General features: G+C 72.7%; 21 protein-coding genes, 1 pseudogene and 1 riboswitch. Of the genes and pseudogenes, 18 read left to right on the top strand and 4 right to left on the bottom strand.

The genetic code is table 11. The features are described from left to right. Positions 1-20: 20 nt before the first annotated feature. The 12 genes from ACQPYD_RS29495 (at position 21) to ACQPYD_RS29440 (ending at position 15,535) form a co-directional block, all read left to right on the top strand. On the top strand, positions 21-1,316 hold the full coding sequence (locus tag ACQPYD_RS29495; RefSeq protein ID WP_433698633.1) for an NADH-quinone oxidoreductase subunit D: 1,296 nt from the start codon (positions 21-23) through the stop codon (positions 1,314-1,316). Next, positions 1,313-2,065, top strand: a complete 753-nt coding sequence (gene nuoE / locus ACQPYD_RS29490; protein ID WP_344177196.1) for an NADH-quinone oxidoreductase subunit NuoE — start codon at positions 1,313-1,315, stop codon at positions 2,063-2,065. The genes ACQPYD_RS29495 and nuoE overlap by 4 nt, the downstream gene beginning before the upstream one ends. Beyond that, a complete protein-coding gene (nuoF, locus tag ACQPYD_RS29485; RefSeq protein WP_433698632.1) occupies positions 2,062-3,381 on the top strand; it encodes an NADH-quinone oxidoreductase subunit NuoF in 1,320 nt (439 codons plus the stop codon). The genes nuoE and nuoF overlap by 4 nt, the downstream gene beginning before the upstream one ends. Further along, positions 3,378-5,858, top strand: a complete 2,481-nt coding sequence (locus ACQPYD_RS29480) for an NADH-quinone oxidoreductase subunit G (RefSeq protein ID WP_433698631.1) — start codon at positions 3,378-3,380, stop codon at positions 5,856-5,858. Before nuoF ends, ACQPYD_RS29480 begins: the two co-directional genes overlap by 4 nt. Next, positions 5,855-7,222: an NADH-quinone oxidoreductase subunit NuoH gene (gene nuoH, locus ACQPYD_RS29475; RefSeq protein WP_433698630.1), complete on the top strand. Its 1,368-nt coding sequence runs from the start codon at positions 5,855-5,857 to the stop codon at positions 7,220-7,222. Before ACQPYD_RS29480 ends, nuoH begins: the two co-directional genes overlap by 4 nt. Further along, positions 7,215-7,766, top strand: a complete 552-nt coding sequence (gene nuoI, locus ACQPYD_RS29470; protein ID WP_433698629.1) for an NADH-quinone oxidoreductase subunit NuoI — start codon at positions 7,215-7,217, stop codon at positions 7,764-7,766. Before nuoH ends, nuoI begins: the two co-directional genes overlap by 8 nt. Then, positions 7,763-8,752 (top strand): NADH-quinone oxidoreductase subunit J, encoded by a 990-nt coding sequence (locus tag ACQPYD_RS29465; RefSeq protein ID WP_433698628.1) that lies wholly within the window; start codon positions 7,763-7,765, stop codon positions 8,750-8,752. Before nuoI ends, ACQPYD_RS29465 begins: the two co-directional genes overlap by 4 nt. Beyond that, positions 8,740-9,039: an NADH-quinone oxidoreductase subunit NuoK gene (gene nuoK / locus ACQPYD_RS29460; RefSeq protein WP_013156051.1), complete on the top strand. Its 300-nt coding sequence runs from the start codon at positions 8,740-8,742 to the stop codon at positions 9,037-9,039. The genes ACQPYD_RS29465 and nuoK overlap by 13 nt, the downstream gene beginning before the upstream one ends. A 14-nt stretch (positions 9,040-9,053) precedes the next feature. Continuing rightward, positions 9,054-10,997 carry an NADH-quinone oxidoreductase subunit L gene (gene nuoL, locus ACQPYD_RS29455; RefSeq protein WP_433702170.1) on the top strand — a complete coding sequence of 648 codons (1,944 nt, stop codon included), beginning with the start codon at positions 9,054-9,056 and terminating at the stop codon, positions 10,995-10,997. A gap of 3 nt (positions 10,998-11,000) precedes the next feature. Beyond that, a complete protein-coding gene (locus ACQPYD_RS29450; protein ID WP_433698627.1) occupies positions 11,001-12,665 on the top strand; it encodes an NADH-quinone oxidoreductase subunit M in 1,665 nt (554 codons plus the stop codon). A gap of 8 nt (positions 12,666-12,673) precedes the next feature. Continuing rightward, entirely contained in the window at positions 12,674-14,314 is a 1,641-nt protein-coding gene (gene nuoN, locus ACQPYD_RS29445) for an NADH-quinone oxidoreductase subunit NuoN (RefSeq protein WP_433702169.1), read from the top strand. Positions 14,315-14,530: 216 nt separating this feature from the next. Further along, positions 14,531-15,535, top strand: a complete 1,005-nt coding sequence (locus ACQPYD_RS29440) for a polyprenyl synthetase family protein (protein WP_433698626.1) — start codon at positions 14,531-14,533, stop codon at positions 15,533-15,535. A gap of 454 nt (positions 15,536-15,989) precedes the next feature. Here ACQPYD_RS29440 and ACQPYD_RS29435 read toward each other — a convergent pair whose 3' ends face one another. From ACQPYD_RS29435 to rarD, 3 genes are all read right to left on the bottom strand, one after another. Then, positions 15,990-17,123, bottom strand: coding sequence for a hypothetical protein (locus ACQPYD_RS29435; RefSeq protein WP_433698625.1), 1,134 nt, complete (start codon positions 17,121-17,123; stop codon positions 15,990-15,992). 208 nt (positions 17,124-17,331) lie between these two features. After that, complete coding sequence (locus ACQPYD_RS29430) at positions 17,332-18,273, bottom strand: flagellar associated protein (protein ID WP_433698624.1); 942 nt, start codon at positions 18,271-18,273, stop codon at positions 17,332-17,334. 122 nt (positions 18,274-18,395) lie between these two features. Continuing rightward, a complete protein-coding gene (rarD, locus tag ACQPYD_RS29425) occupies positions 18,396-19,373 on the bottom strand; it encodes an EamA family transporter RarD (RefSeq protein ID WP_433698623.1) in 978 nt (325 codons plus the stop codon). 406 nt (positions 19,374-19,779) lie between these two features. On the opposite strand from rarD, the gene msrA reads away from it, so the two are divergent. Together msrA and ACQPYD_RS29415 are read left to right on the top strand one after the other, a co-directional pair. After that, the gene (msrA, locus tag ACQPYD_RS29420; protein WP_355012799.1) at positions 19,780-20,436 is read left to right on the top strand and encodes a peptide-methionine (S)-S-oxide reductase MsrA; all 657 of its coding nucleotides are present in this window, start codon (positions 19,780-19,782) and stop codon (positions 20,434-20,436) included. 109 nt (positions 20,437-20,545) lie between these two features. Next, a pseudogene (locus ACQPYD_RS29415) lies at positions 20,546-20,647 on the top strand (IS481 family transposase); the annotation flags it as partial. Between the two features lie 3 nt (positions 20,648-20,650). On the opposite strand, the gene ACQPYD_RS29410 reads toward ACQPYD_RS29415, so the two are convergent. Continuing rightward, a complete protein-coding gene (locus tag ACQPYD_RS29410; RefSeq protein WP_433698622.1) occupies positions 20,651-21,157 on the bottom strand; it encodes a DUF6924 domain-containing protein in 507 nt (168 codons plus the stop codon). A gap of 482 nt (positions 21,158-21,639) precedes the next feature. Here ACQPYD_RS29410 and ACQPYD_RS29405 point away from each other — a divergent pair, with 482 nt between their 5' ends. The 4 genes from ACQPYD_RS29405 (at position 21,640) to ACQPYD_RS29390 (ending at position 26,057) form a co-directional block, all read left to right on the top strand. After that, a complete protein-coding gene (locus tag ACQPYD_RS29405) occupies positions 21,640-22,722 on the top strand; it encodes an alpha/beta fold hydrolase (RefSeq protein ID WP_433698621.1) in 1,083 nt (360 codons plus the stop codon). A 178-nt stretch (positions 22,723-22,900) separates the two neighbouring features. After that, positions 22,901-23,110: riboswitch (cobalamin riboswitch) on the top strand. A gap of 60 nt (positions 23,111-23,170) precedes the next feature. Beyond that, positions 23,171-24,229, top strand: a complete 1,059-nt coding sequence (locus ACQPYD_RS29400; protein WP_433698620.1) for an ABC transporter substrate-binding protein — start codon at positions 23,171-23,173, stop codon at positions 24,227-24,229. Then, positions 24,226-25,242, top strand: a complete 1,017-nt coding sequence (locus tag ACQPYD_RS29395; RefSeq protein WP_433698619.1) for a FecCD family ABC transporter permease — start codon at positions 24,226-24,228, stop codon at positions 25,240-25,242. Before ACQPYD_RS29400 ends, ACQPYD_RS29395 begins: the two co-directional genes overlap by 4 nt. Then, positions 25,239-26,057 carry an ABC transporter ATP-binding protein gene (locus tag ACQPYD_RS29390; protein WP_433698618.1) on the top strand — a complete coding sequence of 273 codons (819 nt, stop codon included), beginning with the start codon at positions 25,239-25,241 and terminating at the stop codon, positions 26,055-26,057. The genes ACQPYD_RS29395 and ACQPYD_RS29390 overlap by 4 nt, the downstream gene beginning before the upstream one ends. Positions 26,058-26,065 lie beyond the last annotated feature (8 nt).

Raw genomic sequence — 26,065 nt, 5'->3', positions numbered from 1 at the left:
GCCACGAAGGGAGGCACGGCATGACCGTCACCGAGGACTACATCGACGCCTCCGGCGGGGACTGGGACGACGTCATCGAGAAGGCGCAGGCCACCAGCGCCGAACGCCTCGTCGTCAACATGGGCCCCCAGCACCCGTCCACCCACGGCGTCCTCCGCCTGATCCTCACCCTCGACGGTGAGACCTGCACCGAGGCACGCGTCGGTATCGGCTACCTGCACACCGGTATCGAGAAGAACATGGAGTACCGGACGTGGACGCAGGGCACCACGTTCGTCACCCGCATGGACTACCTGACGCCGCTCTTCAACGAGACGGCGTACTGCCTGGCGGTCGAGAAGCTGCTCGGCATCACCGAGCGCGTCCCCGAGCGCGCCAGCGTCATCCGCGTGATGATGATGGAGCTCAACCGGATGGCCTCCCACTTCGTGGCGATGGCGACGTTCGGCATGGAACTCGGCGCGACCACGGTCATGACCAACGGGTTCCGTGAGCGCGAGATGATCCTGGACATCTTCGAGCTGGTCACCGGCCTGAGGATGAACCACGCCTACGTCCGCCCCGGCGGCGTGGCGCAGGACCTGCCGCCCGGCGCGGTCGGCCAGGTCCGGGAGCTGCTCAAGGAGATGCCCAAGCGCATCCAGATCATGCGCAAGCTCCTGGACGAGAACCCCGTCTACCTCGCCCGCACCAAGGACGTCGCCTACCTCAACCTGCCCGGCTGCATGGCGCTCGGCGTCACCGGGCCGCTGCTGCGCGCCTCCGGACTCGCGTTCGACCTGCGCAAGTCCAAGCCCTACTGCGGCTACGAGGGCTACGAGTTCGACGTCCCCGTCTCCGACGGCGGCGACGTGTACGCCCGCTACCGGGTGCGCATCGCCGAGATGGAGGAGAGCCTGAAGATCATCGAGCAGTGCCTGGACAAGCTCGCTCCCGGCCCGGTGATGATCCAGGACGCCAAGATCGGCTGGCCCGCCAAGCTGGCACTCGGCCCCGACGGGCTGGGCAACTCGCCCGACCACATCGCGCACATCATGAGCAGCTCCATGGAAGCGCTGATCCACCACTTCAAGCTGGTCACCGAGGGCTTCCGGGTGCCCGCCGGCCAGGCCTACGCGGCCGTCGAGAGCGCCAAGGGCGAACTCGGCTGCTACGCCGTCAGCGACGGGGGCACCCGCCCCCACCGCGTGCACTTCCGCGACCCCTCGTTCACGCACCTCCAGGCCGTCGCCGCCATGTGCGAGGGCGGCACGGTGGCGGACGTGATCGCGGCCGTGGCCAGTATCGACCCGGTGATGGGAGGCGTGGACCGGTGAACCAGAACGACACCACACCCGACAGCGCGGACAGCGCGCAGGTCGTGCGCGAGAGGTTCCCCGACGAGGTCACGGCCCGTCTGGAACCGGACGCCAAGGAGATCATCGCCCGCTACCCCCGGCAGCGCTCCGCCCTGCTCCCCCTGCTGCACCTGGTGCAGTCCGAGGAGGGGCACGTGAGCACGGCCGGGATGCGCTTCTGCGCCGACCAGCTCGGCATCACCCTCGCCGAGGTCAACGCGGTCGCCACGTTCTACACCATGTACCGCCGCCGCCCCGGCGGCGACTACCAGGTGGGCGTGTGCACCAACACCCTGTGCGCCGTCATGGGGGGCGACGAGATCTTCGCGTCCCTCAAGGACCACCTCGGGGTCGGCCACAACGGGACCACCGAGGACGGCAAGGTCACGCTGGAGCACCTGGAGTGCAACGCGGCCTGCGACTTCGCCCCCGTCGTGATGGTCAACTGGGAGTTCTTCGACAACCAGACGCCCGACACCGCCAAGCGGCTGGTCGACGACCTGCGGCTCGGCAACGACGTCGCCCCCACGCGCGGCCCCGCGAGCCTGTGCACCTGGAAGCAGGCCTCCCGCGTGCTCGCCGGGTTCGACGACGGCCGCGCCGGCGAGGGCGTCCAGGCGGCGGGCGCCTCGCTCGCCGGACTCGACGTGGCCCGGCGCAACGGCTGGACCGCGCCCGACCCCGCGAACCTTCCCGCCCGCGACCAGGGTGAGGAGGGCGCCAAGTGACCACCCTGACCCCGATCCTGTCCCGCAACTGGGACCGCACCGACTCCTTCACCCTCGACGGGTACCAGGCCACCGGCGGCTACGACGCGCTGCGCAAGGCCCTGGCCATGGAACCCGACGCCATCGTGGACCTGGTCAAGCAGTCCGGCCTGCGCGGCCGCGGCGGCGCCGGGTTCCCCACCGGGATGAAGTGGGGGTTCCTGCCCAAGGACAACCCCAACCCGCGCTACCTCGTCGTCAACGCCGACGAGTCCGAGCCGGGCACCTGCAAGGACATCCCGCTCATGCTCGCCAACCCGCACGTGCTGGTGGAAGGCGTGGCGATCGCGTCGTACGCGATCAAGTCCAACCAGGCCTTCATCTACGTGCGCGGCGAGGTCGTCCACGTCATCCGCCGCCTGCGCAAGGCCGTCGCCGACGCCTACGAGGCCGGGCTGCTCGGCCGGGACATCCTCGGCAGCGGCTTCGACCTCGACGTCGTCGTCCACGCCGGGGCGGGCGCCTACATCTGCGGCGAGGAGACCGCCCTCCTGGACTCCCTGGAGGGCTACCGGGGCCAGCCCCGGCTCAAGCCGCCGTTCCCCGCCGTGGCCGGGCTCTACGCCTCGCCCACCGTGGTCAACAACGTCGAGTCCATCGCCAGCGTCCCCGGCATCGTCGCCAACGGCGCCGACTGGTTCACGTCCATGGGCACCGAGAAGTCCGCCGGCTTCGGCTTCTTCTCCCTGTCCGGGCACGTCACCCGGCCCGGCCAGTACGAGGCGCCGCTCGGGATCACCCTGCGCGAGCTCCTCGACATGGCCGGAGGGGTGCGGGCCGGGCACAGCCTCAAGTTCTGGACCCCCGGCGGCTCCTCCACGCCCATCTTCACCGACCAGCACCTGGACACCCCGCTCGACTTCGAGTCGGTCGGGGCGGCCGGGTCCATGCTCGGCACCCGCGCGCTCCAGGTCTTCGACGAGACCACCTGCGTGGTCCGCGCCGTCGGCCGGTGGATCGCCTTCTACGCGCACGAGTCCTGCGGCAAGTGCACGCCCTGCCGCGAGGGCAACTACTGGATGGTCCAGGTCCTGGACCGCATCGAGCGCGGCGAGGGCACCGAGGCCGACCTCGACAAGCTCCTCGACATCTGCGACAACCTGCTCGGCCGCTCGTTCTGCGCCCTCGGCGACGGAGCGACCAGCCCGGTCATGTCCTCCATCAAGCACTTCCGCCAGGAGTACATCGACCACGTCGAACAGGGCGGCTGCCCGTTCGACCACGCCAAGTCCACCCTGTGGGGCGACCGCCCGGCCGCGACGGGAGGAAACCAGTGACCGTCACCTCCAACTCCTCCGGCGGATCGGCGCCGGCGCCGCCGCCCGAGGACCTGATCACCGTCACCATCGACGGGTTCCGGATCCAGGTGCCCAAGGGCACCCTCCTGATCCGGGCCGCCGAACTCCTCGGCATCCAGATCCCGAGGTTCTGCGACCACCCGCTCCTCGACCCGGTCGGCGCCTGCCGCCAGTGCCTGGTCGAGATCCCCGACATGGGCAACGGCCGCGGCATGCCCAAGCCGCAGGCCTCCTGCACCATCACCGTCATGGAGGGGATGGTGGTCAACACCCACCTCACCTCCCCGGTGGCGGAGAAGGCCCAGCGCGGGATCATGGAGTTCCTGCTCATCAACCACCCGCTGGACTGCCCGGTCTGCGACAAGGGCGGCGAGTGCCCCCTCCAGAACCAGGCCGTGTCCACGGGGCGGGGCGAGACGCGCTTCGTCGACGTCAAGCGCACCTTCCCCAAGCCGATCCCGCTGTCCACCGGGGTGCTGCTCGACCGGGAGCGCTGCATCCAGTGCGCCCGCTGCACCCGGTTCGCGGCGCAGATCGCCGGGGACCCGCTCATCGAGCTGATGGAGCGCGGGGCCCAGGAGCAGGTCGGCATCGCCGACGGCGAGGCCTTCAACTCCTACTTCAGCGGCAACACCGTGCAGATCTGCCCGGTGGGCGCCCTGACCGGCTCCGCCTACCGGTTCCGGTCCCGGCCCTTCGACCTGGTCTCCACCCCCAGCGTGTGCGAGCACTGCGCCGGGGGCTGCGCCCAGCGCACCGACCACCGCAGGGGCAAGGTCACCCGCCGCCTGGCCGGGGACGACCCGCAGGTCAACGAGGAGTGGAACTGCGACAAGGGCCGGTGGGCGTTCACCTACGCCACCCAGCCCGACCGCCTCACCCGCCCCCTCGTCCGCGACGAGGAGACCAAGGCCCTGGAGTTCGCGTCCTGGTCCGAGGCGATCACCCTCGCCGGGCAGGGCCTGGCCGCCGCGCGCGGCCGGGTCGGCGTGCTCACCGGGGGCCGCCTCACCTACGAGGACGCCTACGCCTACGCCAAGTTCGCGCGGGTCGCCCTCGGCACCAACGACGTGGACATGCGCGCGCGCGACCACTCCGAGGAGGAGGCCGCGTTCCTGGCCGCCCACGTCGCGGGAACCCCCGTCGGCGTGGACTTCACCGCCCTGGAGAAGGCGCCCGCCGTGCTCCTGGCCGGGTTCGAGCCGGAGGACGAGTCGCCCTCCACGTTCCTGCGCCTGCGCAAGGGCGCCCGCAAGCGCAAGCTGAAGGTCTTCTCGGTCGCCTCGCACGCCAGCCTGGGCCTGACCAAGACCGACGGCACGCTCGTCCGCACCGTGCCCGGCGACGAGGGCCGCGTCCTCAACGCCCTCGACGTCGACCACCCCGAGGTCGTGGAGGCCATCGGTCAGGAGGGCGCGGTCATCGCCGTCGGGGAGCGGCTCGCCGCCGTCCCCGGGGCGCTCACCGCCGCCGCCGCCCTGTCCCGCCGCACCGGGGCCCGGCTCGTCTGGGTGCCGCGCAGGGCCGGGGAGCGCGGCGCCGTCGACGCCGGAGCGCTGCCGGGCCTGCTGCCCGGCGGACGCCCCGTGGCCGACCCCGCCGCCCGCGCCGAGGTCGCCCGCGCCTGGAACGTCGGGTCCCTGCCCGAGCGCCCGGGCCGCGACACCGCCGCGATCATCGCCGCCGCCGCGGCCGGGGAGCTCGACGCCCTGGTCGTCGCCGGGGTCGAGCTGGACGACCTGCCCGACCCGGACGCCGCCCGCGCGGCCCTGGCCAGGGTGCCGTTCGTCGTCAGCCTCGAACTGCGCGCGAGCGAGGTCACCGACCGCGCCGACGTGGTCCTCCCCGTCGCCGCCGTCGCGGAGAAGTCCGGCACCTTCGTCAACTGGGAGGGCCGCCACCGGCCCTTCGGCGACGCGCTCAAGGTCCCCGGAGCCCTCTCCGACCTGCGGGTCCTCTCCGCCGTCGCGGACGGCATGGACGTGCACCTCGGCCTGCCCGACGCCGCGTCCGCCTACCGCGAACTGCTCGAACTGGGCCTGTGGACGGGGAACCGGCCCTCCGGGCCCTCCGCCCGGCCGGTCGCCGTCCCCGAGCCGGAGGCCGGGCAGGCCGTCCTGTCCACCTGGCGGCAGCTGCTCGGCACCGGGCGCATGGAGGACGGCGAGCCGTTCCTCGCCGGCACCGCCAGGCCGCCCCGCGCCTACCTGTCCAGGACCACCGCGGACGAGGTCGGGGTCCCCGACGGAGGGATGCTCGGCGTCACCGGCGCCCACGGCTCCGTCACCGTCCCGGTCGTCGTCGCCGACATCGCCGACCGCGTCGTCTGGCTCCCGGCCAACGCCCGCGGCTGCGTCGTCCGACGCGACCTCGGCAGCGGCGCCGGGGACACGGTCATCCTGTCCGCGCCCGAATCCGCGGGCGCGTCCCACCACACCGCCGGGAGGCAGCAGTGAGCCCCGCCGTCCACACGGGCGCCCTCCAGCTCGCCTCGGAGGAGACCCTGGGCGCCTTCGGCAGCGACCCGTGGTGGATCACCACGATCAAGGCCCTGGCGATCTTCGTCTTCCTCATGCTCTGCGTGCTGATGATGATCATGGCCGACCGCAAGGTCATGGGCCGCATGCAGCAGCGCCACGGACCCAACCGGATGGGCCCCTTCGGCCTCCTCCAGTCCCTGTTCGACGGCATCAAGCTCTCCCTCAAGGAGGACCTGATCCCGCGCGGGGTGGACCGGTTCGTCTACATCGCCGCGCCGATGATCGCGGCCGTGCCCGCGTTCATCGCGTTCTCGGTCATCCCGATCGGGCCCGAGGTGACCATGTTCGGGGTCACCACCCCGCTCCAGCTCACCGACCTGCCCATCGCCGCCCTGGTCGTCCTGGCCACCGCGGCGCTCGGCGTGTACGGGTTCGTGCTCGGCGGCTGGGCGTCCCAGTCGCCGTACGCCCTGCTCGGCGGCCTGCGGGCCTCCGCCCAGGTGATCAGCTACGAGATCGCGATGGGCCTGTCCTTCGTCGCGGTCTTCATCATGTCCGGCACCCTCACCACGTCGGGGATCGTCGAGTCCCAGCGCGGGCTCTGGTTCGCCGTGCTGCTCCTGCCGTCCTTCCTCATCTACCTGGTGACGATGGTCGGCGAGACCAACCGGCTGCCCTTCGACCTCGCGGAGGGCGAGGGCGAGATCGTCGGCGGCTTCATGACCGAGTACGGGTCCATGAAGTTCACGATGTTCTTCCTCGCGGAGTACGTGAACATGTGCACGGTCGCGGCCGTGTCCGTCACGCTCTTCCTCGGCGGCTGGCTCGCCCCGCCCGGGGTGAGCGCGATCCTGCCCGGCGCCAACGAGGGCTGGTGGCCCGCCCTGTGGTGGCTGCTCAAGTTCCTGTGCGTCATGTTCCTGTTCATCTGGGCGCGCGGCAGCCTCCCCCGGGTGCGCTACGACCAGCTGATGAAGCTCGGCTGGAAGGTGCTCATCCCCATCCAGCTGGTGTGGATCACCGCCGTCGCCGTCGTCCGGATGCTCGTCCTGGACGGCGCGTCGCCGATCGTCATCGGCCTCGTGGTCGCCGGGTTCTCCGCCGCGACGATCGGGGCGTTCGCCGCCTGGGCGCGCTCCGCCCGCCGCGAACGCGCCGAGGAGGCGCGCCTGCGGGCCGAGAGCCGGCGCCGCGCCCACAAGGACCCCGCCTTCGGCGGGTTCCCGGTGCCGCCGAGCACCGCCCCGCACTACGGCAGCAGCGTGCTCGCCGAACCGCCGCGGACGGCCCCGGTCGCCGCCGAGAGCAACAAGAAGGGTGAGGAGGTTTCCGGTGCTTGAGTGGCTCAACCCCGTCAAAGGATTCGGCGTCACCTTCCACACCATGTTCAAGAAGGTGCCGACGGTCGAATACCCGGAGGTCAAGCGCCCCACGGCGCCGCGCTTCCACGGCCGACACCAGCTGAACAGGTGGGCCGACGGCCTGGAGAAGTGCATCGGGTGCGAACTGTGCGCCTGGGCCTGCCCGGCCGACGCCATCTACGTGGAGGCCGGTGACAACAGCGACGACGACAGGTACTCGCCCGGCGAGCGCTACGGCCGCATCTACCAGATCAACTACCTGCGCTGCATCCTGTGCGGGCTCTGCGTGGAGGCGTGCCCCACGCGCGCCCTCACGATGACCAACGAGTACGAGCTGGCCGACACCAGCAGGCAGAGCCTGATCTGGACGAAGGAGCAGCTGCTCGCCCCCCTCAAGGAGGGCATGGAGCAGCCGCCCCACCCGATGCGCCTCGGCGACACCGAGCAGGACTACTACGCCACCGGGCGCGGCCAGCACGGGACGCAGGACGCCCCGGCGGAGAGCGCGGAGGGGATCCGTTGAACCCGCTCTCCACGACCCACCACGGCGTCAACGTCCCGCTCGACGCGCCCGTGGACGCCCCGCTGTACCTCGCCGCGCCCATCACGGGCGGGGAGGCCACCGCGTTCTGGATCCTCGGCGCGGTCGTCCTCCTGGGCGCCCTCGGCGTGGTCTTCTCGCGCAAGGCCGTCCACTCGGCCATGTCCATGGCGCTGACCATGGTCGGCCTGGCCATCTTCTACGGCATCAACGCGGCGCCGTTCCTGATGGTCGTCCAGATCGTCGTCTACACCGGCGCCGTCCTCATGCTGTTCCTGTTCGTGCTGATGCTCATCGGCGTCAGCTCGGCCGACTCCCTCGTGGAGACGCTCAGCGGACAGCGGATCATGACCGCCGTCGTCGCGCTCGCCTTCGTGGGCGCCCTGGCCACCGGCATCACCCGCATCTCCGTGGGCGACCCGGTGGGGCTGGGCGCCGGGGCGGCGGCCGCCGGGGGCACCATCCCGTGGATCGCGGGCGAGCTGCTCCTGCGCTACGTGGTCGCCTTCGAGGCCACCGGCGCGCTGCTCATCACCGCCGTCCTCGGCGCCATGGTGCTCGCGCACACCGCCCGCACGAAGAAGCGGCGCACCCAGCGGGTGATGTCCGAGGACCGCATCCGCGGCGACCACCCGACCCCGCTGCCGGGGCCGGGCACCTACGCCCGGCACAACGCGATCGACATGCCCGCGCTGCTGCCGGACGGCACGGTCTCCCAGCTCTCCCTCAACCCGGTGCTCACCGCCCGCGACCCCGAGTACCAGTCGCGGGTGCCCGCCGACGTCCGCACCGGCAGCCCCGCGCTGCCCGGCGGGGCGTCGGACCCGGCCTCCTCCAAGGAGGGCGAGCCCGTCTCCGACACCGGCGAGGGCCCCGGAGGCGACCCGGACGACGGCGCCGACGGGACCGGCGGCACCGAGAACAGCAACGGCAACGGGCAGGAGGTCGAGTCCTCGTGGACCCGATGAACTACATCGTCCTCGCGGCGCTGCTGTTCACCATCGGCGCCGTCGGCGTACTCGTCCGGCGCAACGCGATCATCGTCTTCATGTGCGTGGAGCTCATGCTCAACGCCTGCAACCTGGCGTTCGTCGCGTTCGCCCGGATGCACGGGGACATCGAGGGCCAGGTCATCGCGTTCTTCGTGATGGTCGTCGCCGCCGCCGAGGTGGTGGTCGGCCTCGCGATCATCATGCAGATCTTCCGAACCCGCAGGTCCGCGTCGCTCGATGACGCGAACCTGCTCAAGCACTAGAAGGCGACGTGGCAGTGACATCTCACGCGTACCTCGCCGCCGAACCCGCGGTGGCGACCGCCGCCGACAGCGCGGTGCTGTCGAACGCCTGGCTGCTGATCGCCCTGCCGCTCGCGGGCGCGGCGATCCTGCTGCTCGGGGGGAGGCGAACCGACAAGTGGGGGCCCTGGCTGGCCACGGCCCTCCCGGTCGCCGCCTTCGCCTGGGCGCTCCTGGCCCTGTTCGACCTCCTGGGCCGGGGCGCCGACGCCCGCAGCGTCGCCGTCCCCGTCTACCAGTGGTTCGCCGTCGGCGACTTCTCCGCCGGGGTGGACCTCCTGGTCGACCCGCTCTCGATCAGCTTCGTCCTGCTGATCACCTTCGTCGGCTCCCTGATCCACATCTACTCCCTCGGCTACATGTCCGAGGACCCCGGCAAACGGCGGTTCTTCGCCTACCTCAACCTGTTCGTCGCCGCCATGCTCGTGCTGGTGCTCGCGGACAACTTCGTCCTGCTGTTCCTCGGCTGGGAGGGCGTCGGCCTCGCGTCCTACCTGCTCATCGGGTTCTGGCAGTACAAGCCGACCGCGGCCACCGCCGCCAAGAAGGCGTTCCTGATCAACCGGGTCGGCGACATCGGCCTGCTGGTCGCCATCATGATCATGTTCACGGCGCTGGGCGCGGTCAGCTTCAGCGACGTGTTCGCGGCCGTCCCCGGGGCCGGCGACGGCGTCCTGCTCGCCGTCGGGCTGCTGCTGCTCCTCGGCGCGTGCGGCAAGTCCGCGCAGCTCCCCCTCCAGGCCTGGCTCCTCGACGCCATGGAGGGCCCCACCCCGGTGTCCGCGCTCATCCACGCGGCCACCATGGTCACCGCGGGCGTGTACCTCATCGTGCGGGCCGGGCCCGTCTTCGAGGCCGCGCCCGTCGCCCAGACGGTCGTCACCGTCGTGGGCGCCGCGACCATGATCGCGGGCGGGATCATCGCCTCGGCCAAGGACGACATCAAGAAGTCCCTCGCCGGGTCCACGATGAGCCAGATCGGCATGATGGTCCTCGCCGCCGGGCTCGGCCCCGTCGGCTACGTGGCCGCCATCGCCCACCTGGTCACGCACGGCTTCTTCAAGGCCGGGCTGTTCCTCGGCGCCGGATCGGTCATGCACGCCATGAACGACGGCGTGGACATGCGCCGGTACGGGGCGCTCCGCAAGGCCATGCCGGTCACGTTCGCGACCTTCGGCCTCGGCTACCTCGCCATCATCGGGTTCCCGCTGCTGTCCGGCTGGTGGACCAAGGAGAGCATCATCTCCGCGGCCTTCGGCGTCGGCGGCACCCGGGGCCTGGTCCTCGGCACCGCCGTCATCGTCGGCGCCGCCCTCACCGCCTTCTACATGTCGCGGATGGTCTTCATGACCTTCTTCGGCGAGAAGCGCTGGGAGGAGGGCGTGCACCCGCACGAGTCGCCGGTCAGCATGACCGCTCCCATGGTGGTGCTGGCGATCGGCTCCGTCGCCCTGGGCGCGTTCCTGACCCTCGGCGACCGGTTCGCGAACTTCCTGGCCCCGACCATCGGGGCCCACCCGCACCACTTCGACGTGGCGCACGCGTTCACCGCCCCCTACGGGATCGCGGCCTTGGCCGTGATGGCGGGCGGCGTGGCCCTCGCCTGGGTGGTCTACCTGCGCAGGCCGGTGGCGAGGACCGCGCCCGAGGCCAACCTCGTCACCGCCTTCGCGCGTGAGGAGCTGTACGGAAACCAGATCAACGAAGGCCTGCTGATGCGGCCCGGACAGGTCCTGACCAAGGTCCTGCTCGTGGTCGAGGACAAGATCATCGACGGCGCGGTCAACGGGCTCGGCACGGGTGTGCGCGACTCCTCCCGCGGACTGGGCAGGGCGCAGACCGGCTTCGCCCGGACGTACGCGCTCACGATGCTCCTCGGCGCCGTCATCGTCGCCGCGACGCTGGCTGTGAGGTTCTAGACAATGATCCCCTGGCTCACTATCGCGATCGCGCTCCCCGTGATCGGCGCGGCCGTCATCTGGGCGCTGCCGCGCGTGAAGACGTCACAGGCCGCCGCCCCCGCGGGGGCCTCCGCCTCCGCGGGCGCCGCGGCCACGGCCGGGGCCGCCACGGCCACGGCCACCAGGGCCCCGGCGGCCACCGCCGCGGGGGCCGCCGGGTCGCCGGCCGGGACCGCCAAGCGGGTCGCGCTCAGCTTCTCGGTGCTCACCCTCGTCGTCCTCGCCGCCATGGCGCTGAGGTTCGACACGTCCGCGGCGGGCGGCCTCCAGTTCGAGGAGGTCTACCCCTGGATCCCGCGCTTCGGCGTCCACTTCGCGCTCGGCGTCGACGGGATCGCGCTGACGCTGATCCTGATGTCGGCGGTCCTGGTGCCGCTCGTCATCCTCGCGGCCTGGAACGAGAACGAGGACAGGGAGGACGGCGGACGCGGCTACTTCGCGCTCATCCTGGTGCTCGAAGCCATGATGATCGGTGTCTTCGCGGCCACCGACGTGTTCCTGTTCTACGTGTTCTTCGAGGCCATGCTCATCCCGGTCTACTTCATGATCGGCCGGTACGGGCGAGGTGAGGACAGGGCCGGTGCGGCCGTCAAGTTCCTGCTGTACAGCCTCGCCGGCGGACTGGTCATGCTGGTCGCGGTGATCGGCGTGTACGTCATCGGCGGGACCTTCCTGTGGACCGACCTCGTGGGCGAGGGCAGCGCCCTCGCGGCGGTCGACCCGGGCACCGCGCGGTGGCTCTTCCTCGGCTTCTTCATCGCCTTCGCCATCAAGGCGCCGATGTGGCCCGTGCACACCTGGCTGCCCTCGGCGGCGGGGGCCTCGCGCCCCGGCACCGCCGTGCTGCTCGTCGGCGTGCTCGACAAGGTCGGCACCTACGGCATGCTCCGCTACTGCCTGGAGCTGTTCCCGTCCGCGGTCTCGTGGTTCGTGTGGCCGGTGGTCGCACTGAGCCTGGTGAGCATCGTCTACGGCGCGATCCTCGCCATCGGGCAGAGCGACATGATGCGCCTGGTGGCGTACACGTCCGTGTCCCACTTCGGGTTCATCACCCTGGGCATCTTCGCCCTGACGCCGCAGGCGCAGGCCGGAGCCGCCCTCTACATGGTCAACCACGGGTTCGCGACCGGCGCGCTCTTCCTCGTCGTGGGCTTCCTCGTCGCGCGGCGCGGGTCGTCGCTCATCGAGGACTACGGCGGCGTCCAGAGGGTCGCGCCCAAGCTCGCCGGGGTGTTCCTGGTCGCCGGCCTCGCGGGCCTGGCGCTGCCCGGCCTCGCCCCGTTCGTCAGCGAGTTCCTCGTGTTCGTCGGGGTGTACGCGTTCCACCCCGCCCCCGCGGTCATCGCCGCGTCCGGCGTCGTCCTGGCCGCGCTCTACATCCTGTGGATGTACCAGCGCACCATGACCGGCGAGACCCCGGCCCGGCTGTCCGGGCTGCGGGACCTGTCCGGGCGCGAGATGTGGGCGGTCGCCCCGCTGCTCGCGCTCATCATCGCGTTCGGCCTCTACCCCCAGCCCCTGCTCAACGTGATCAACCCCGCCGTCGAGCGCACCGTGGAGGTCGGGACCGCCGACACCGCGGGCGCCGGGGCGGACGGGGCCTCTGAGGAAGGAGGCGAGGAGTGATCCCCCACATGGACCTCCCCGTCGTCACCGAGGGACCGCCGGAGATCAACTGGTGGCTGCTCGCCCCGCTGCTCACGCTGTTCGCGGCGGGCGTCCTGGGCGTGCTGTTCGAGGCGTTCGTGCCGGCCCGGCGCAGGCGCCGCCTCCAGATCGGGCTGGCGGCGCTCGCGCTGCTGGCCGCGTTCGTGCTGCTCGTGCTCCAGATCGGCACCCTCCCCGACGGCCGGGCCGGGGTGACCGTCGCCGCCGGCGTGCTCGCCGTGGACCGGACGGTGATCTTCTTCCAGGGCACCATCACCGTGCTCGCGCTGATCAGCCTGCTGCTCATCGCCGAGAACCGGGACGGCCGGGACGCGTTCGCCGCCCAGGCCGCCACCGTCCCCGGCAGCGAGGAGGAGCGCGCGCACATCCTGGCGGGCTCCCAGCACACCGAGGTGTACCCGCTGGTCATGTTCGCCGTGCTGGGGATGCTGATGTTCCCCGCCTCGAACGACTTCCTGACGATGTTCATCGCCCTGGAGGTCATGAGCCTCCCGCTGTACCTGCTGTGCGGGCTCGCGAGGCGGCGGCGCCTGTTCTCCCAGGAGGCCGCGGTCAAGTACTTCCTGCTCGGCGCGTTCTCGTCGGCGTTCTTCCTGTTCGGCATCGCCCTCGTCTACGGGTACGCCGGATCGGTGAACTTCGGCACGATCAGGGCGGCCGTGGAGGCCGGCGGGGCCGAGATCTTCCAGGGCGAGGGGGGCGACGGCGAACCGCTCCTGCTGATGGGCATCGGCCTCGTCGCCATCGGGCTGCTGTTCAAGGTCGGCGCCGTCCCCTTCCACAACTGGAAGCCCGACGTCTACCAGGGCGCACCGACCCCCATCACCGCGCTGATGGCCTCCTGCACGCTGGTCGCCGCGTTCGGCGCCCTGCTGCGGGTGTTCTTCGTGCCGTTCGGCACCTCGGCGGCCAGCTGGGAGCCGATGCTGTGGGCGGTCGCGGTGCTGACGATGGTGGCCGCCGCGGTCATCGCCGTCACCCAGCGGGACATCAAGCGCCTGCTGGCGTACTCGTCGGTCGTGCACGCCGGGTTCATCCTGACGGCGGTCGTGGCCAACAGCACCGACGGGCTCGCGGGCGCCATGTTCTACCTGGCGGCCTACGGGTTCACGACCCTGGGCGCGTTCGCGGTGGTGACCCTGGTGCGCACCAAGGACGGCGGGCAGGAGCTCGGCGACCTGGAGCGGTGGGCCGGGCTCGGACGCCGCTCCCCGGCGCTCGCCGGTGCGCTCGCCCTGTTCCTGCTGGCCTTCGCCGGTATCCCGCTGACCAGCGGTTTCATCGGCAAGTTCGCGGTGTTCGAGGCGGCGGTCGCGGCCGGGGCCACGCCCCTGGTGGTCGTGGGCGTGCTCAGCAGCGCGGTGACCGCGTTCTTCTACGTGCGGATCATCGTTGTGATGTTCTTCCGGGATCCGGAGGGCGACGGCCCGACCGTGGTGCGCGCCGGCGCGGCCACCGGCGGGGTCATCACGATCGGGGTGGCGGCCACGCTGCTCCTCGGCCTGTACCCCGGCCCGGTGCTGGACCACCTGCTGCCGTCCTCCGAGACGGGCCCGGAACCGGTCGCCGTCATGGTGGACCAGGCCTCCACGGACACCGACGGGTGAACACCGCTGGTCAGCGATCCGGATCGCCCGTGAAACCCGGGTGATCCGGATCCGGCCGCCGTGTACCCGGGTGTGGCTTTGGCTGAGCATTCCGGGTCGGATACCGTGGCAAGTCGGATCATGTTCATGTGCTGAGCACGCGGCGGCCCCCGGGCCTCCTTCCGAGGGTCTCCCGAGAGGCCGCCGACGTGCCCGTTCAACAGGTGGAGCTTTACGGTGAGCGGTGCTGTCCCGAGCGGGTTTCTCGCTCTGCCGAGAGTCGACCCGACCCTCGCCCGGGAGGTCCAGGACAACCTCGAGAAGGTCGAGGACCTGCTCCGGGACTCTGTGGCCTCCAGTGACCCCCTGCTGTCCGAGGCGGCGTCCCACCTGCTCGCCGCGGGCGGCAAGCGGTTCCGGGCCACCCTCGTGCTCCTCGCGGCCCACTTCGGCGACCCCACGGTCCCCGACCTCATCCCCGCCGCGGCCGTCGTGGAGCTGACCCACGTGGCCACCCTCTACCACGACGACGTCATGGACGAGGCGGAGATGCGCCGGGGCGAGCCCAGCGCCAACCAGCGCTGGGGCAACAGCATCGCCATCCTCACCGGCGACTACGTGTTCGCCAAGGCCTCCGAGATGCTCGCCGACCTGGGCACCGAGGCCGTCCGGCTCCAGGCTGTCACCTTCGGCCGCCTCGTCCAGGGCCAGATCCTGGAGACCTCCGGACCCAGCGAGGGCACCGACCCCCTGGACCACTACCTGCGGGTCATCAGCGACAAGACCGCCTCGCTCATCGCCTCCTCGGCGGAGTTCGGCGGCATGTTCGGCAAGGTCGACCCGGAGACCATCGGAACCCTCACCCGGGCGTGCGACGCGCTCGGCATGGCCTTCCAGCTCTCCGACGACATCCTGGACGTCGCCAGCGAGAGCACCGACTCCGGCAAGACGCCGGGCACGGACCTGCGCGAGGGCGTGCTCACGCTGCCGATGTTCTACGCGCTGCGCTCGCAGGACCCCGCCGACGCGCGGCTCCGGTCGCTCCTCGGCCGCCCGCTGGGCGACGAGGAGGCCGAGGAGGCGCTCAAGCTGCTGCGCGTCCACCCGGCCATGGCGGAGGCGGAGGCCACCCTGAGGGGCTGGGCCGACAAGTCCCGCGGAGAGCTGGCCACGCTCCCGGAGGGACCGGCCAGGAGCGCCTTCGAGGCGCTCTGCGACTACGTGGTCGAGCGCTCCGGCTGACACCGGGACGCCGGGGGCCGACTCCCGAGGTGCCGTGTGCCCCCGACCGCTGTCGCGTTCGGGCGGCAGGGCCGCGCCGTGGCCTGTCCCGTCCCTGTGGCCGTCTTCCGCGGCCTCCTGCGCCTCCGACCGCTGACGCTCCGGGCGCGCCGTGCCCGGGTCCCGCCCGGGCGGCCGGACGCGGCGCGAACGGGCGTACGAGCGGTGGACCGACCCCCGAGACCCCGGCCCCTCCGGAGGCCGGACGCGCCGCGGCGCCGCCCCGGGAAGGGACGGCGCCGACGGTCGAGCGGTCCGGTCGGGCGGCGCGGTGACCCGAGGGGTTCCCAGACCCGCCCCTCCCGGAAACGTCCCCCGTACCCGCGGCCCGCAGGGCGTCGAGCCCGTCCGCGGGTCCTGGTCCGTCGGGGCAGGTCCCCCTCGGGTCGCACCGGTCGCCGTCCCGGACGGCCCGCTAGCTGATGACGGGAAGCGCCTCGGAGCCCGGCAGCTGGGTGAAGGTCGGGTGCTGCACCATGTTCGCGGGGACCTCCTGCTCCTTGGTCCCCCCGTCGATCGACACGATGTCGCTGGTGTCGATGTCGTTCAGCAGGTCGGTGCCCCGGCCCAGGCTCGCCACGAGCTCCTCCGCGGTCTCCGTGTTCGCGCCCTCCACCAGGGTGGGCAGGCCCGTGTCGGCGGCGGCCCGGGGCAGGGCCTCGGCGGCCTGCGGCAGCACTTCGGCGGCCTGCGGCAGCGCCTCGTCCACCGGGGCGATGCCGGTGCCCGTGATGCGGGGCACGCCGGCGTCGGCCAGCGGGCCGCCCAGCCCCAGGACGGTCGTGCCCTCGGGGGCGGAGAACACGGTGTCGGTCAGGCCGGCCAGGGGCTCCGCGGGGGCGCTCTGCCGGACGGTGCCCCGGCCCAGCGGGGCCACGACCTCGTCCAGGACGATGCTTCCGTTCCCGGTCAGGGCGGTCAGGTCCGAGGGGTCGGGCAGCTCGGCGGCCTGCGGCAGCGTGGTGAGCTCTCGCGTGCCCGGCAGGTCGATCTGGTCGCGCAGGGCGTAGGTGGCCTCCACGGTGTGCGGCACCACCTCGACGAGGGTCGCCTCGGCCTCGGACCCGACGCCCCGCGCGGTGTCCTCCAGCACCCCCCCGGCCGCCACGGCGCGCTCCTCCACGACGGCGCCCGCGGTGTGGCCGACGGTGTCGTGGGGGTTGCCGTCCAGCCCCGTGGCGTCCTGGGCGCCGGACACGGTGTCGGCCAGGGCGGGGACGGGGTTGGGGACGGTCCCGACCGGGGTGGCGACGTCCGTGCCCCGGGGCAGCGGCGCGGAGAGGTCGGGGGCGGGCCGGTCCGGGTTGTGCGCGCTGTCCTGGAGCTCGGACAGGGCGGTGCCCGCGATGGGGCCGACCCCTTCGGGGGCCAGGCTGTTCACGGTGGGGGCGACGCCCTCCACCAGGGCCCGCTCGACGAGCGGCGTGACCTCGCGGACGGGGGAGTCGAGTCCCTCGGCGCCCGCGATCCCGGCGCCGAGGGCGACGAAGCCCGCGGTGCCCGCGGCGAGCAGGACGGCCCTGGCTGAGATTCGCTTGGCCTGCGTCATGGAATTCCTTCCGGAAGCTGTGGTCGGTGCATTCGTGGAAGCCGTGCGCCCGGGGCGCCGACGACCTGGGCCGGAGGTGGACCACCGGCTGACATGAATCACGTGAACGGCGGCACGGGACTCAGGTCAGCTCCCAGGAGGTGCGGCGGGGACGCCGCGCTGGGAACGGTCCGCGCGCGGGAAGGGGACACCGCGCGGTGGGACCGCCCTAGTCGGGGGAGACGGTGGGGTCGTCGCTGGGACCGCTCGGCACGGGGTGCAGCGAGCGGGAGGCCAGGAGTACGGCGGAGGCCGCGGGAGCGGTGACGGGCGGAGCCGTGAGGTAGCCGGCGACCGCGGGGGCGGCGCCGCCCGCGGGCGCGGCGGAGCCGGTGGCCAGCTGGGCGGAGGGCGCCGTCGCGGCGGAGGCGCCGGTGTCGCCGGGCTCCGCGTCCGCCTCGGCGGAGGGGGCCTCGGCGGCGGGTGCGGCGGACGGGGCGTAGGCGTACACGGTCCCGTGCCCGCCGGGGGCGCCGGCGGAGGCGGACGGGGCGTCATGGCGCCCGTTCCGCCCACGGGCGCGGTCGGCGGATTCCGGCTCCCCCTCGCGCGCCCGGACCCCGTCCGGGGCCGGGGCGTCCCGGACGCCGGACACGGCGTCGACGGCGGGGGAGAGGAGGTTCTGGGCGGTGTCCCGACGGGTGCGGTCGAGGTCTCCGACCACCCGGCGGGCCCCTTCGCGGAGCTCGTCCACCGGCCAGCCGGGATCGTCCAGGAGCCCGGCCGCGCCGTCCCCGTCCTGTCGGCCCAGGCCCTGGTGGACGGTGCCGAGGGTCCGGGAGACCGGTTCGGCGACCCGCTCCGGGACGACCTGGTCGAGGGAGCCGGGGCGGTCGAGCCCGAGCGCGCCGGCGTTCCCCAGCGCGTCCGAGCCGGTGCCGCCGAGGGCGGCGCCGGTCCCGGTGATCGCGCCCGCCCCGGTCCGCGCGAGGGCCCCGGTCCCGTCGAGGGCGCCGCCGAGGGCGTCCGCGTGGACGGGTGAGGCCCCGAAGAGCCACAGGGTGGTGAGGAACGCCCCCACGAGGAGCGGCAGGCCGAGCAGGGAGGGGCTCATGGAGCACGCGGCCGAGGCGACGCGCATGGCGCGGGCCGTTCGGCTGGTGCGGGGCATGAGGGACCCTCCGGGACGTGCTGCCTGGTCGGAACCGGTGCGGTGACCGGTTCGCGACCTGACGTTAGCACAGTGTCACGCAGGGTAGTTTGTGTTCTCCGAAACGGGGAAATCCGTCCGGGTCACTCCTCGTTGTCCGGTCGGGCGTGCTTCTCGGGCTCCCTCTCCCGTTCCGCCTCCTGCTCCATGAGGTCCAGCCTGGCCCTGGCCCGTGCGCGGGAGCGCGAGCGGACGCCGCTCAGCTGGTCGAGGACGAACACGCACAGCGCCGACCAGACCAGGGCGAAGCCGATCCAGCGGGCGAGCGGCATCTCCTCGCCCTGGATGAGCCAGCCGATGAAGAACATCATGGTCGGGGCGATGTACTGGAGCATGCCGATGACGCTCAGGGGCACCTGGCGGGCGGCCACGCCGAAGAGCAGCAGGGGCAGGGCGGTCACGAACCCGCCGCCGACCAGCAGCGCCGTGTGGGCGGGCGACACCGAGAACATGGTTCCGGCCCCCGTGGCCTCCAGATAGACCACGAAGCCCAGCGCCGGCAGGAACATCACCAGCGTCTCGACGGTCAGGCTCTGCATCCCGTCGAGGTCGACGTACTTCTTGACCGCGCTGTAGGCGGCGAACGAGGAGGCCATGAGCAGCGCGAGCCACGGCGTCACGCCGTAGCCGATCGTCATCACGACCACGGCGAGGACGCCCAGGGCGACCGCCACCCACTGGGCCGTGCGCAGCCGCTCGGAGAACAGCAGCACCCCCAGACACACCGACATCAGGGGGTTGATGAAGTACGCCAGGGAGGCCTGGAGGGTCTGCTCCACGGAGACGGAGTAGATGAACCCCCACCAGTTGAGGGAGATCAGGACGGCCGCGGCGGCGACGGGCAGGAGGCGCCGGGGGCTGCGGAGCACGGCGGGGAGCCAGGACCAGCCCCGGCGGGCGAGCAGGAGGATGACGCACATCGCCAGCAGGGCCCACACCATGCGGTGGGCGAGGATCTCGCTGGGTTCGGAGGCGGAGAGGAACGGCCAGTACAGGGCCGCGAAGCCCCACAGGAGGAAGGCGCTTGCCCCGAGGGCGACGCCGCGGTTGGATTCCGGCACGTACGCAATGGTAGGACGAATTCTTGGGTGTGTCTGCCTCATATCGGGCGATACCCGGACTCGTGAGGAGGGTCATGCTCCTGGTGGTCGGGGTGGTCGGGGTGGTCGGGGTGGTCGGGGTGGTCGGGGTGGTCGGGGTGGTCGGGGTGGTCGGGCGGCGCCGCCGCTCTCCCGGGCGGACCTTCGGCGCCGGGCCGCGGGCGGGGAGGGGGCGGGTCCGTGCGGGGCCGGTGTGGGGCGAGTGCGGAGAACGCCCCCTGGGCCGAGGGGCGAGCCCGCGCGGGGCCGGTCGGAGGGAGGTCCTCCGCGCCGCCGGAAGGGGCCCGCCCGCCCCGCTCCCGGCGGTGTCGTCCACAGGCGTGAACGGGGCCGTGCGCCGCGCCCGCGTCGCGGATAGCCTGGAGTCATGTTCGGGAGAAAAGCGACCATGGTCGACCCAGCGCGTGCCCTGCCCGGCCGGGACACCCCGATGCCGGTGCACGCGGTGCACACCGTGCTCGGCACGCCACTCACCCCGCCCTACCCCGAGGGGAGCGAGATCGCCGACGTGGCGATGGGCTGCTTCTGGGGGGCCGAGCGGATCTTCTGGCGCCTCGGCGCCGAGCGCGGCATCGTCACCACCGCGGTCGGCTACGCGGGCGGTTACACGCCCAACCCCACCTACGAGGAGGTCTGCTCCGGCCTGACCGGGCACACCGAGGTCGTGCGGGTGGTGTTCAACCCCGGCCGGATCACCTACGCGGAGGTCCTCAAGGCCTTCTGGGAGGGCCACGACCCGACCCAGGGGATGCGCCAGGGCAACGACACCGGCACCCAGTACCGCTCGGCGATCTACTACCACGACGAGGCCCAGAAGGCCGTCGCCGAGGCCACGCGCGACGCCTTCCAGCCGGTGCTGACCGCCGCCGGGTACGGCCCGATCACCACCGAGATCGCGCCGCTCAAGGCCTTCTACTTCGCCGAGGAGTACCACCAACAGTATTTGTCCGACGCCAAGAACCCCAACGGGTACTGCGGCATCGGCGGTACGGGCGCCAGCTGCCCCATCGGCGTCGTGGGCTAGCCGTACCGACCATGGAGGTCGGTGGCACCCACCCCGGCCGACACACGCGGAGAGGGCCTCCGGCAACGGTGTGGATCGCGACATCCACCACCGGACCGGAAGGCCCTCGATGCCCCTCACCACCCACGCCGACGCCCGCCTCACACCCGCCGGACGCCTGGCGCCGGCCCGCTGTGTGGTCGACGACGGCCGGCCGCCGCGACGGGCGTCCGCGTCAGTCGTCCTCGCCGCAGGAGCGGTAGACCCCGTCCGGGGCCTCGCGTGCGGCGGAGGAGAAATCCTGGAAGCCCGTGTTGGCCCCCTCGACGTTGGCATGGATCGCGTGGATCTCGCGGGGAAGGGTCCGGAAGGCGGGTCCGTGCTCGACCGTTTCCTCGTACTCCTCGCCGTCCAGGGCGTCCTCCCCGGTCAGGGTCGTGACGGCGAGAAGGGGAGAGAGGTCGGAGCCCATGGTGGTGCTGTCGGCGACGAACACCACCGCAGGGGGTTCCCACCCCTCCCGCCACGCGGCGAGCGCAGCCAGAACGGTCTCGCTGTCAGCACCGCCCAGCAGGGGTACGTCGACGACGGTGTAGAACCTTTCGGGATCGGCGTCGTCCAGAGCGGACAGTCGCACTTGGGCGACGACCTGCGTCCATGCGGCCTCGTCGGTGAAGTCGGTCCTGAAGATCACGGCCGAGAACTCGTCGTATTCGGGCAGTCGTGGTCGTGCCGGAATCATCACTGCTCCAAGGGGGTGCCACGGGGCGTCGGAACTGCCTGCCGGAAGAAGGTAGCGGCCGGAACCGACACCCCGAGCCTCAGTCCGGGTCGGCACTCCTGCGCAGCCACCCGGGTCCGCACGAAGCAGGAAGCGGTGCGTCGGGCGGTTCCCCGGCCCGCAACCACACCTACACGCGTGCCGGCGGCCACTCCCTCCGTCCCGGCGGAGTACCGGTGGACCCGGCGGATGCGGACGGCCGCGACGGTGCGCCCGCCCCGGAGGGTACGCGGGGCCCTGCGTCCGCCTCGGTCCGCGACCGGGTGAGGGGCCTCGCCGCCCCGGGGGCGCGCACACCCGCCGCCCCGCACGAAGTCACTTCCCGCGGCGTGGAGCACGCCCTTGCCCACATCCCCGGGGGGCAACTTGCCGGAACCGCAATTTTCAGTGCCATAAGCGGAGATCCTGTCGAGACTGGGCGCACCTCGACAGAAAGAGCCCCCATGAGTACCGACCAGGCGACCACGTCCGGGGACGGCGTCCGCGCCCCCGGACCGACGACCACCCCGCGGCCTTCCCCGCGCGGCCTCCTCCGAGCCGCGCGGGCGACGGCGGCACCCCTGCTCGCCCTCCTGCTCATGGCCGGCGTCGCGGCCTGCGCCACGCCGGCCCCCGAGGAGGACGTTCCCCCCTACGCGGCCGCCACCCAGGGCGATCCCGAGTTCGAGGGCACGTTCCGACACGAGTTCGCCGACGTCGACGGAGTCCGCATGCACTACGTGACCGGCGGCAGCGGCACGCCGCTGGTGCTGCTCCACGGCTGGCCGCAGACCTGGTACGGCTGGTGGTCGATCATGCCGGAACTCGCCGAGCACCACACCGTCTACGCCGTCGACCTCCCCGGGCTGGGCGACAGCACCGGTTCGCCGACCGGTTACGACAAAGCCACCCTGGCCGGGTACGTACACACCCTGATCGCCGACGAGCTCGGGGTGGACGGCGCCGCTGTCGTCGGGCACGACCTCGGAGCCGCGGTGGCCTTCCAGTACGCCGCCCGGTTCCCCGAGGACACCGACCGCCTCGGCTACCTCGACCTTCCGCTCCCCGGGCCCGGGATCGACGCGTCCGCCTACCGCTCGATGAGCTGGCACATCGCCTTCCACTCCCAGCCCGGGATCCCCGAGACGGTGGTCGGCGACGACGTTCGCGACTACCTGGCGCTGTTCTACCCCCAGGTCTCCTTCAACGGAACGGCGTTCGGGGGCACCTCGGACCGGTCCCCGTTCACCGAGGCCGAGATCGACGAGTACGCGCGGACCTACGCCAGGCCCGAGGCCCTCGCCGGCGGTTTCGACCTCTACCGCACCCTCGACGAGGACGTCCGCGACACCGTGGAAGCGGAACCGGTCGACGTCCCGGCCCTGGTCATGACCGCCCAGGGGCAACTCGACCCGGTCCGGGCCACCGTGGACACGCGCATGACCGACATCGTGCGCGCGGTGGAGGTGCCGGGCGCGGGGCACTGGCTCGTCGAGGAGAACCCCGAGTTCGTCACCGCGGAGCTGCTCCGCTTCCTCGATGGGTGACCCGGCCCCCGGGGCGGCGTTCCGGCACGCCGCCCGGACGGCCGCCGCGAGGGCGCCCGCCGTGAGCGTCCGGCGGGTCCGGGAGGGACGCCGGAGCCGCCCGCCGGGGGCGGGGCGCCGCGGGCAAGGGCCCCGCCCGCCCGGGGTCCCGCCCGCCCCGGAGGGCGCGCGGGGCCCTTGGTACCCTTCCGGGGCCAGTCGTACCACCTAGGTGGTCAGGGAATCCGGTGCGAATCCGGAGCTGACGCGCAGCGGTGTGGGGGACGGGCGGGGTACACGAGCCACTGGGGCACGCGCGCGGACGGAAGCGCCCGCGCGCACCGCCCTGGGAAGGCACCCCGTCCGGAGGAACCCGAGTCCGAAGACCTGCTGGCCCCTCCGCGTCGAGTGCGCGGAGGCGCATCCATGCCAGGCTCCGCGTTCGAGTCCCGACACCTGAGGCATCCCCATGTCACGCCACGCCCTCCTGCCCTCCGCACTCCCCTCCCTCGCCCTCCTGCTCGTCCCCGTCCTCGCCCTCACCGCCTGCGGCCCGCAGGGCGACCAGGGCGGCGACGGCGCCGAAGCGGCCGCCGGGTCCGGTTACCCCCGCACCGTCGACAACTGCGGCCACGAGGTCACCCTCGACGCGCCCCCGCAGCGGGCGGTCTCCCTCAACCAGGGCACCACCGAGATCCTCCTCTCCCTGGGGCTGGAGGACCGGGTGGTCGGCACCGCCACCTGGACCGACCCGATCATGGAGGGCCTGGAGGAGGCCAACGGGGACATCCCGCGGCTGGCCGAGAACAGCCCCTCCTTCGAGCGGGTCCTGGAGGCCGAGCCCGACCTCGTGACCGCGTCCTTCGTCTCCACGCTCGGCGCCGGCGGTGTCGCCACCCGCGAACAGTTCGAGGAGCTGGGCGTGCCCTCGTACGTCTCCCCGACCGACTGCGCCGCGGGCAAGGACAACGGGGGCGGCGGGGACGGCTCCCGGAGCGAGCCGCTCACCCTGGACGCCGTCTACGGCGAGATCCACGACCTGGCCGAGATCTTCGGCGTGGAGGAGCGCGGGGAGGAGCTGGTCGGAGAGCTCCGGGGCCGGGTGGACGCCGCGACCGGGGACCTGGAGGTCGAGGACGTCTCCCTCATGTACTGGTTCGCCAACGCGCAGTCGCCCTACCTCGCGGGCTGCTGCGGCGCCCCCGGCGCCATCACCACCGCCGTCGGCGCGCAGAACGCCTTCGACGACACCCACAGCGAATGGCCCCAGATCAACTGGGAGACCGTCGCGGACCGCGACCCCGACGTCATCGTGCTCGGCGACCTGACCCGCGACTCCCAGACCGCGGAGAGCGCGGCGGCCAAGATCGGGTTCCTGGAGGACAACCCGGCCACCCGCAACCTCACCGCCGTGCGGGAGGAGCGGTACGTCCTGCTCAGCGGGCAGGCGATGAACCCCTCGATCCGCACGGTCGAGGGCATCGAACTGGTCGCCGACGGCCTGCGCGAGCTCGGGTACGCCCGTTGAGCGGTGCGCGCCCGGCGCTGCTCGTCACCTCCGGCCTGCTGCTCCTCGGCCTGTCGGTCTCGGTCGCCGTCACCATCGGGCCCGCCGACCTCACCCCCGCCGAGGTCTGGAGGTCGGCCGCCGCCCGGTTCGGATGGGGCGAAAGCCCTCTGACGCGCTTGCGCGAGGGCATCGTGTGGAACCTGCGCATGCCCCGCACCCTGCTCGCCGCGGTCTGCGGGGCCGGACTGGCCGTGTGCGGCGCGGTCATGCAGTCCCTGCTCCGCAACCCGCTGGCGGACCCCTTCGTGCTCGGGGTCTCCTCCGGCGCCTCCACCGGGGCGGTCCTCGTGACCGTGCTCGGCTGGGGCGTCGGAGCGGTCTCGCTCCCGGCGGGGGCCTTCGCGGGCGCCCTGCTCTCCTTCGGCATGGTGATGCTGCTCAGCCACAGCCTCGGCGGGAGCATGGACCGCGTCGTGCTGTCCGGGGTCGCGGCCATGCAGCTGTTCTCGGCGCTGACCTCGTTCATCGTGCTGACCTCGGCGGACGCCGACACCACGCGCGCGGTGCTGTTCTGGCTGCTGGGCTCCCTCGGCGGCGCCGGATGGACCGACGTGCTCCTGGGCGCCGCGGTGCTGTGCCTCGTGCTCGCCGTCTGCCTCGCCCACACCACCACCCTGGACGCCTTCGCCTTCGGCGAGGAGGCCGCGGCGAACCTGGGCGTCCGGGTGGGCCGGGCCCGCGTGCTGCTGCTGAGCGCCACCGCGCTGCTCACAGCGGTGCTGGTCAGCTCCACGGGCGCGATCGGGTTCGTGGGCCTGGTCCTGCCGCACGCCGCACGGGCCCTCACCGGCTCCTCCCACGCCCGGCTGCTGCCGGTCACCGCGCTGGCGGGGGCGGTCTTCCTGGTGTGGGTGGACACGGTCGCCCGGACCGCGCTGGACCCGCAGGAGATCCCGGTGGGGGTGGTCACCTCCCTCATCGGGGTGCCCGCCTTCGTCGCCGTGCTGTACCGAGTGAGGAGGAAGACGTGAACCACTCCGTCCAGGCCCCCGGGGAGGGGCTGCGCGCCGACCGGGTCAGCCTCGGGATCGGCGGCCGTCTCGTGCTCGACGGCGTCACCCTCGCCACCCGCCCCGGTGAGACCGTCGGGCTGCTGGGCCCCAACGGGTCGGGCAAGTCCACCCTGCTGCGGCTGCTCGCCGGGGTGCTCGGCCCCTCCGCCGGGGCGGTCACCCTGGACGGCCGGCCGCTGGACCGGGTCGGCCGCCGGGCCGTGGCACGGCGCGTGGCCACCGTCCAGCAGCAGGCGCACACCCAGACCGAGCTGACGGTCCGCGAGGTGGTGGCCCTGGGACGCATCCCGCACCGCCGGTCCTGGACGCCCATGACCCCGGCCGACCTGGAGGCCGTGGCGCGGGCGCTGGAGCGCACCGGACTGGCGGACCGGGCCGACCAGTCCTGGCACACCCTGTCCGGCGGCGAACGCCAGCGCGCCCAGATCGCCCGGGCCCTGGCCCAGGAACCCGGCGAGCTCCTGCTCGACGAACCCACCAACCACCTCGACATCCAGTACCAGCTCGACCTGATGGAGCTGGTCACGGGCCTGCCGGTGACCACCGTGATCGCCCTGCACGACCTCAACCTGGCGGCGATGTACTGCGACCGCCTGGTCGTGCTCCGAGAGGGCCGGGCGGTCGCCGGGGGCACGCCCTCCGAGGTCCTGACCTCCGACCTCATCGGAGAGGTGTACGGGGTCCCGGCCGAGGTCACCCCGGGGGCCGACGGCCCGGTGGTCCGCTTCCTGCGCCGGGGCGCCGTCCCCCCGGGGCGGGCCGGCCGCTCCTGACGTCCCCG

The sequence above is a fragment of the Nocardiopsis sp. CA-288880 genome (assembly GCF_050955985.1).
GTDB lineage: Bacteria > Actinomycetota > Actinomycetes > Streptosporangiales > Streptosporangiaceae > Nocardiopsis > Nocardiopsis tropica.
This window is presented reverse-complemented; position numbering and strand designations above follow the sequence as displayed.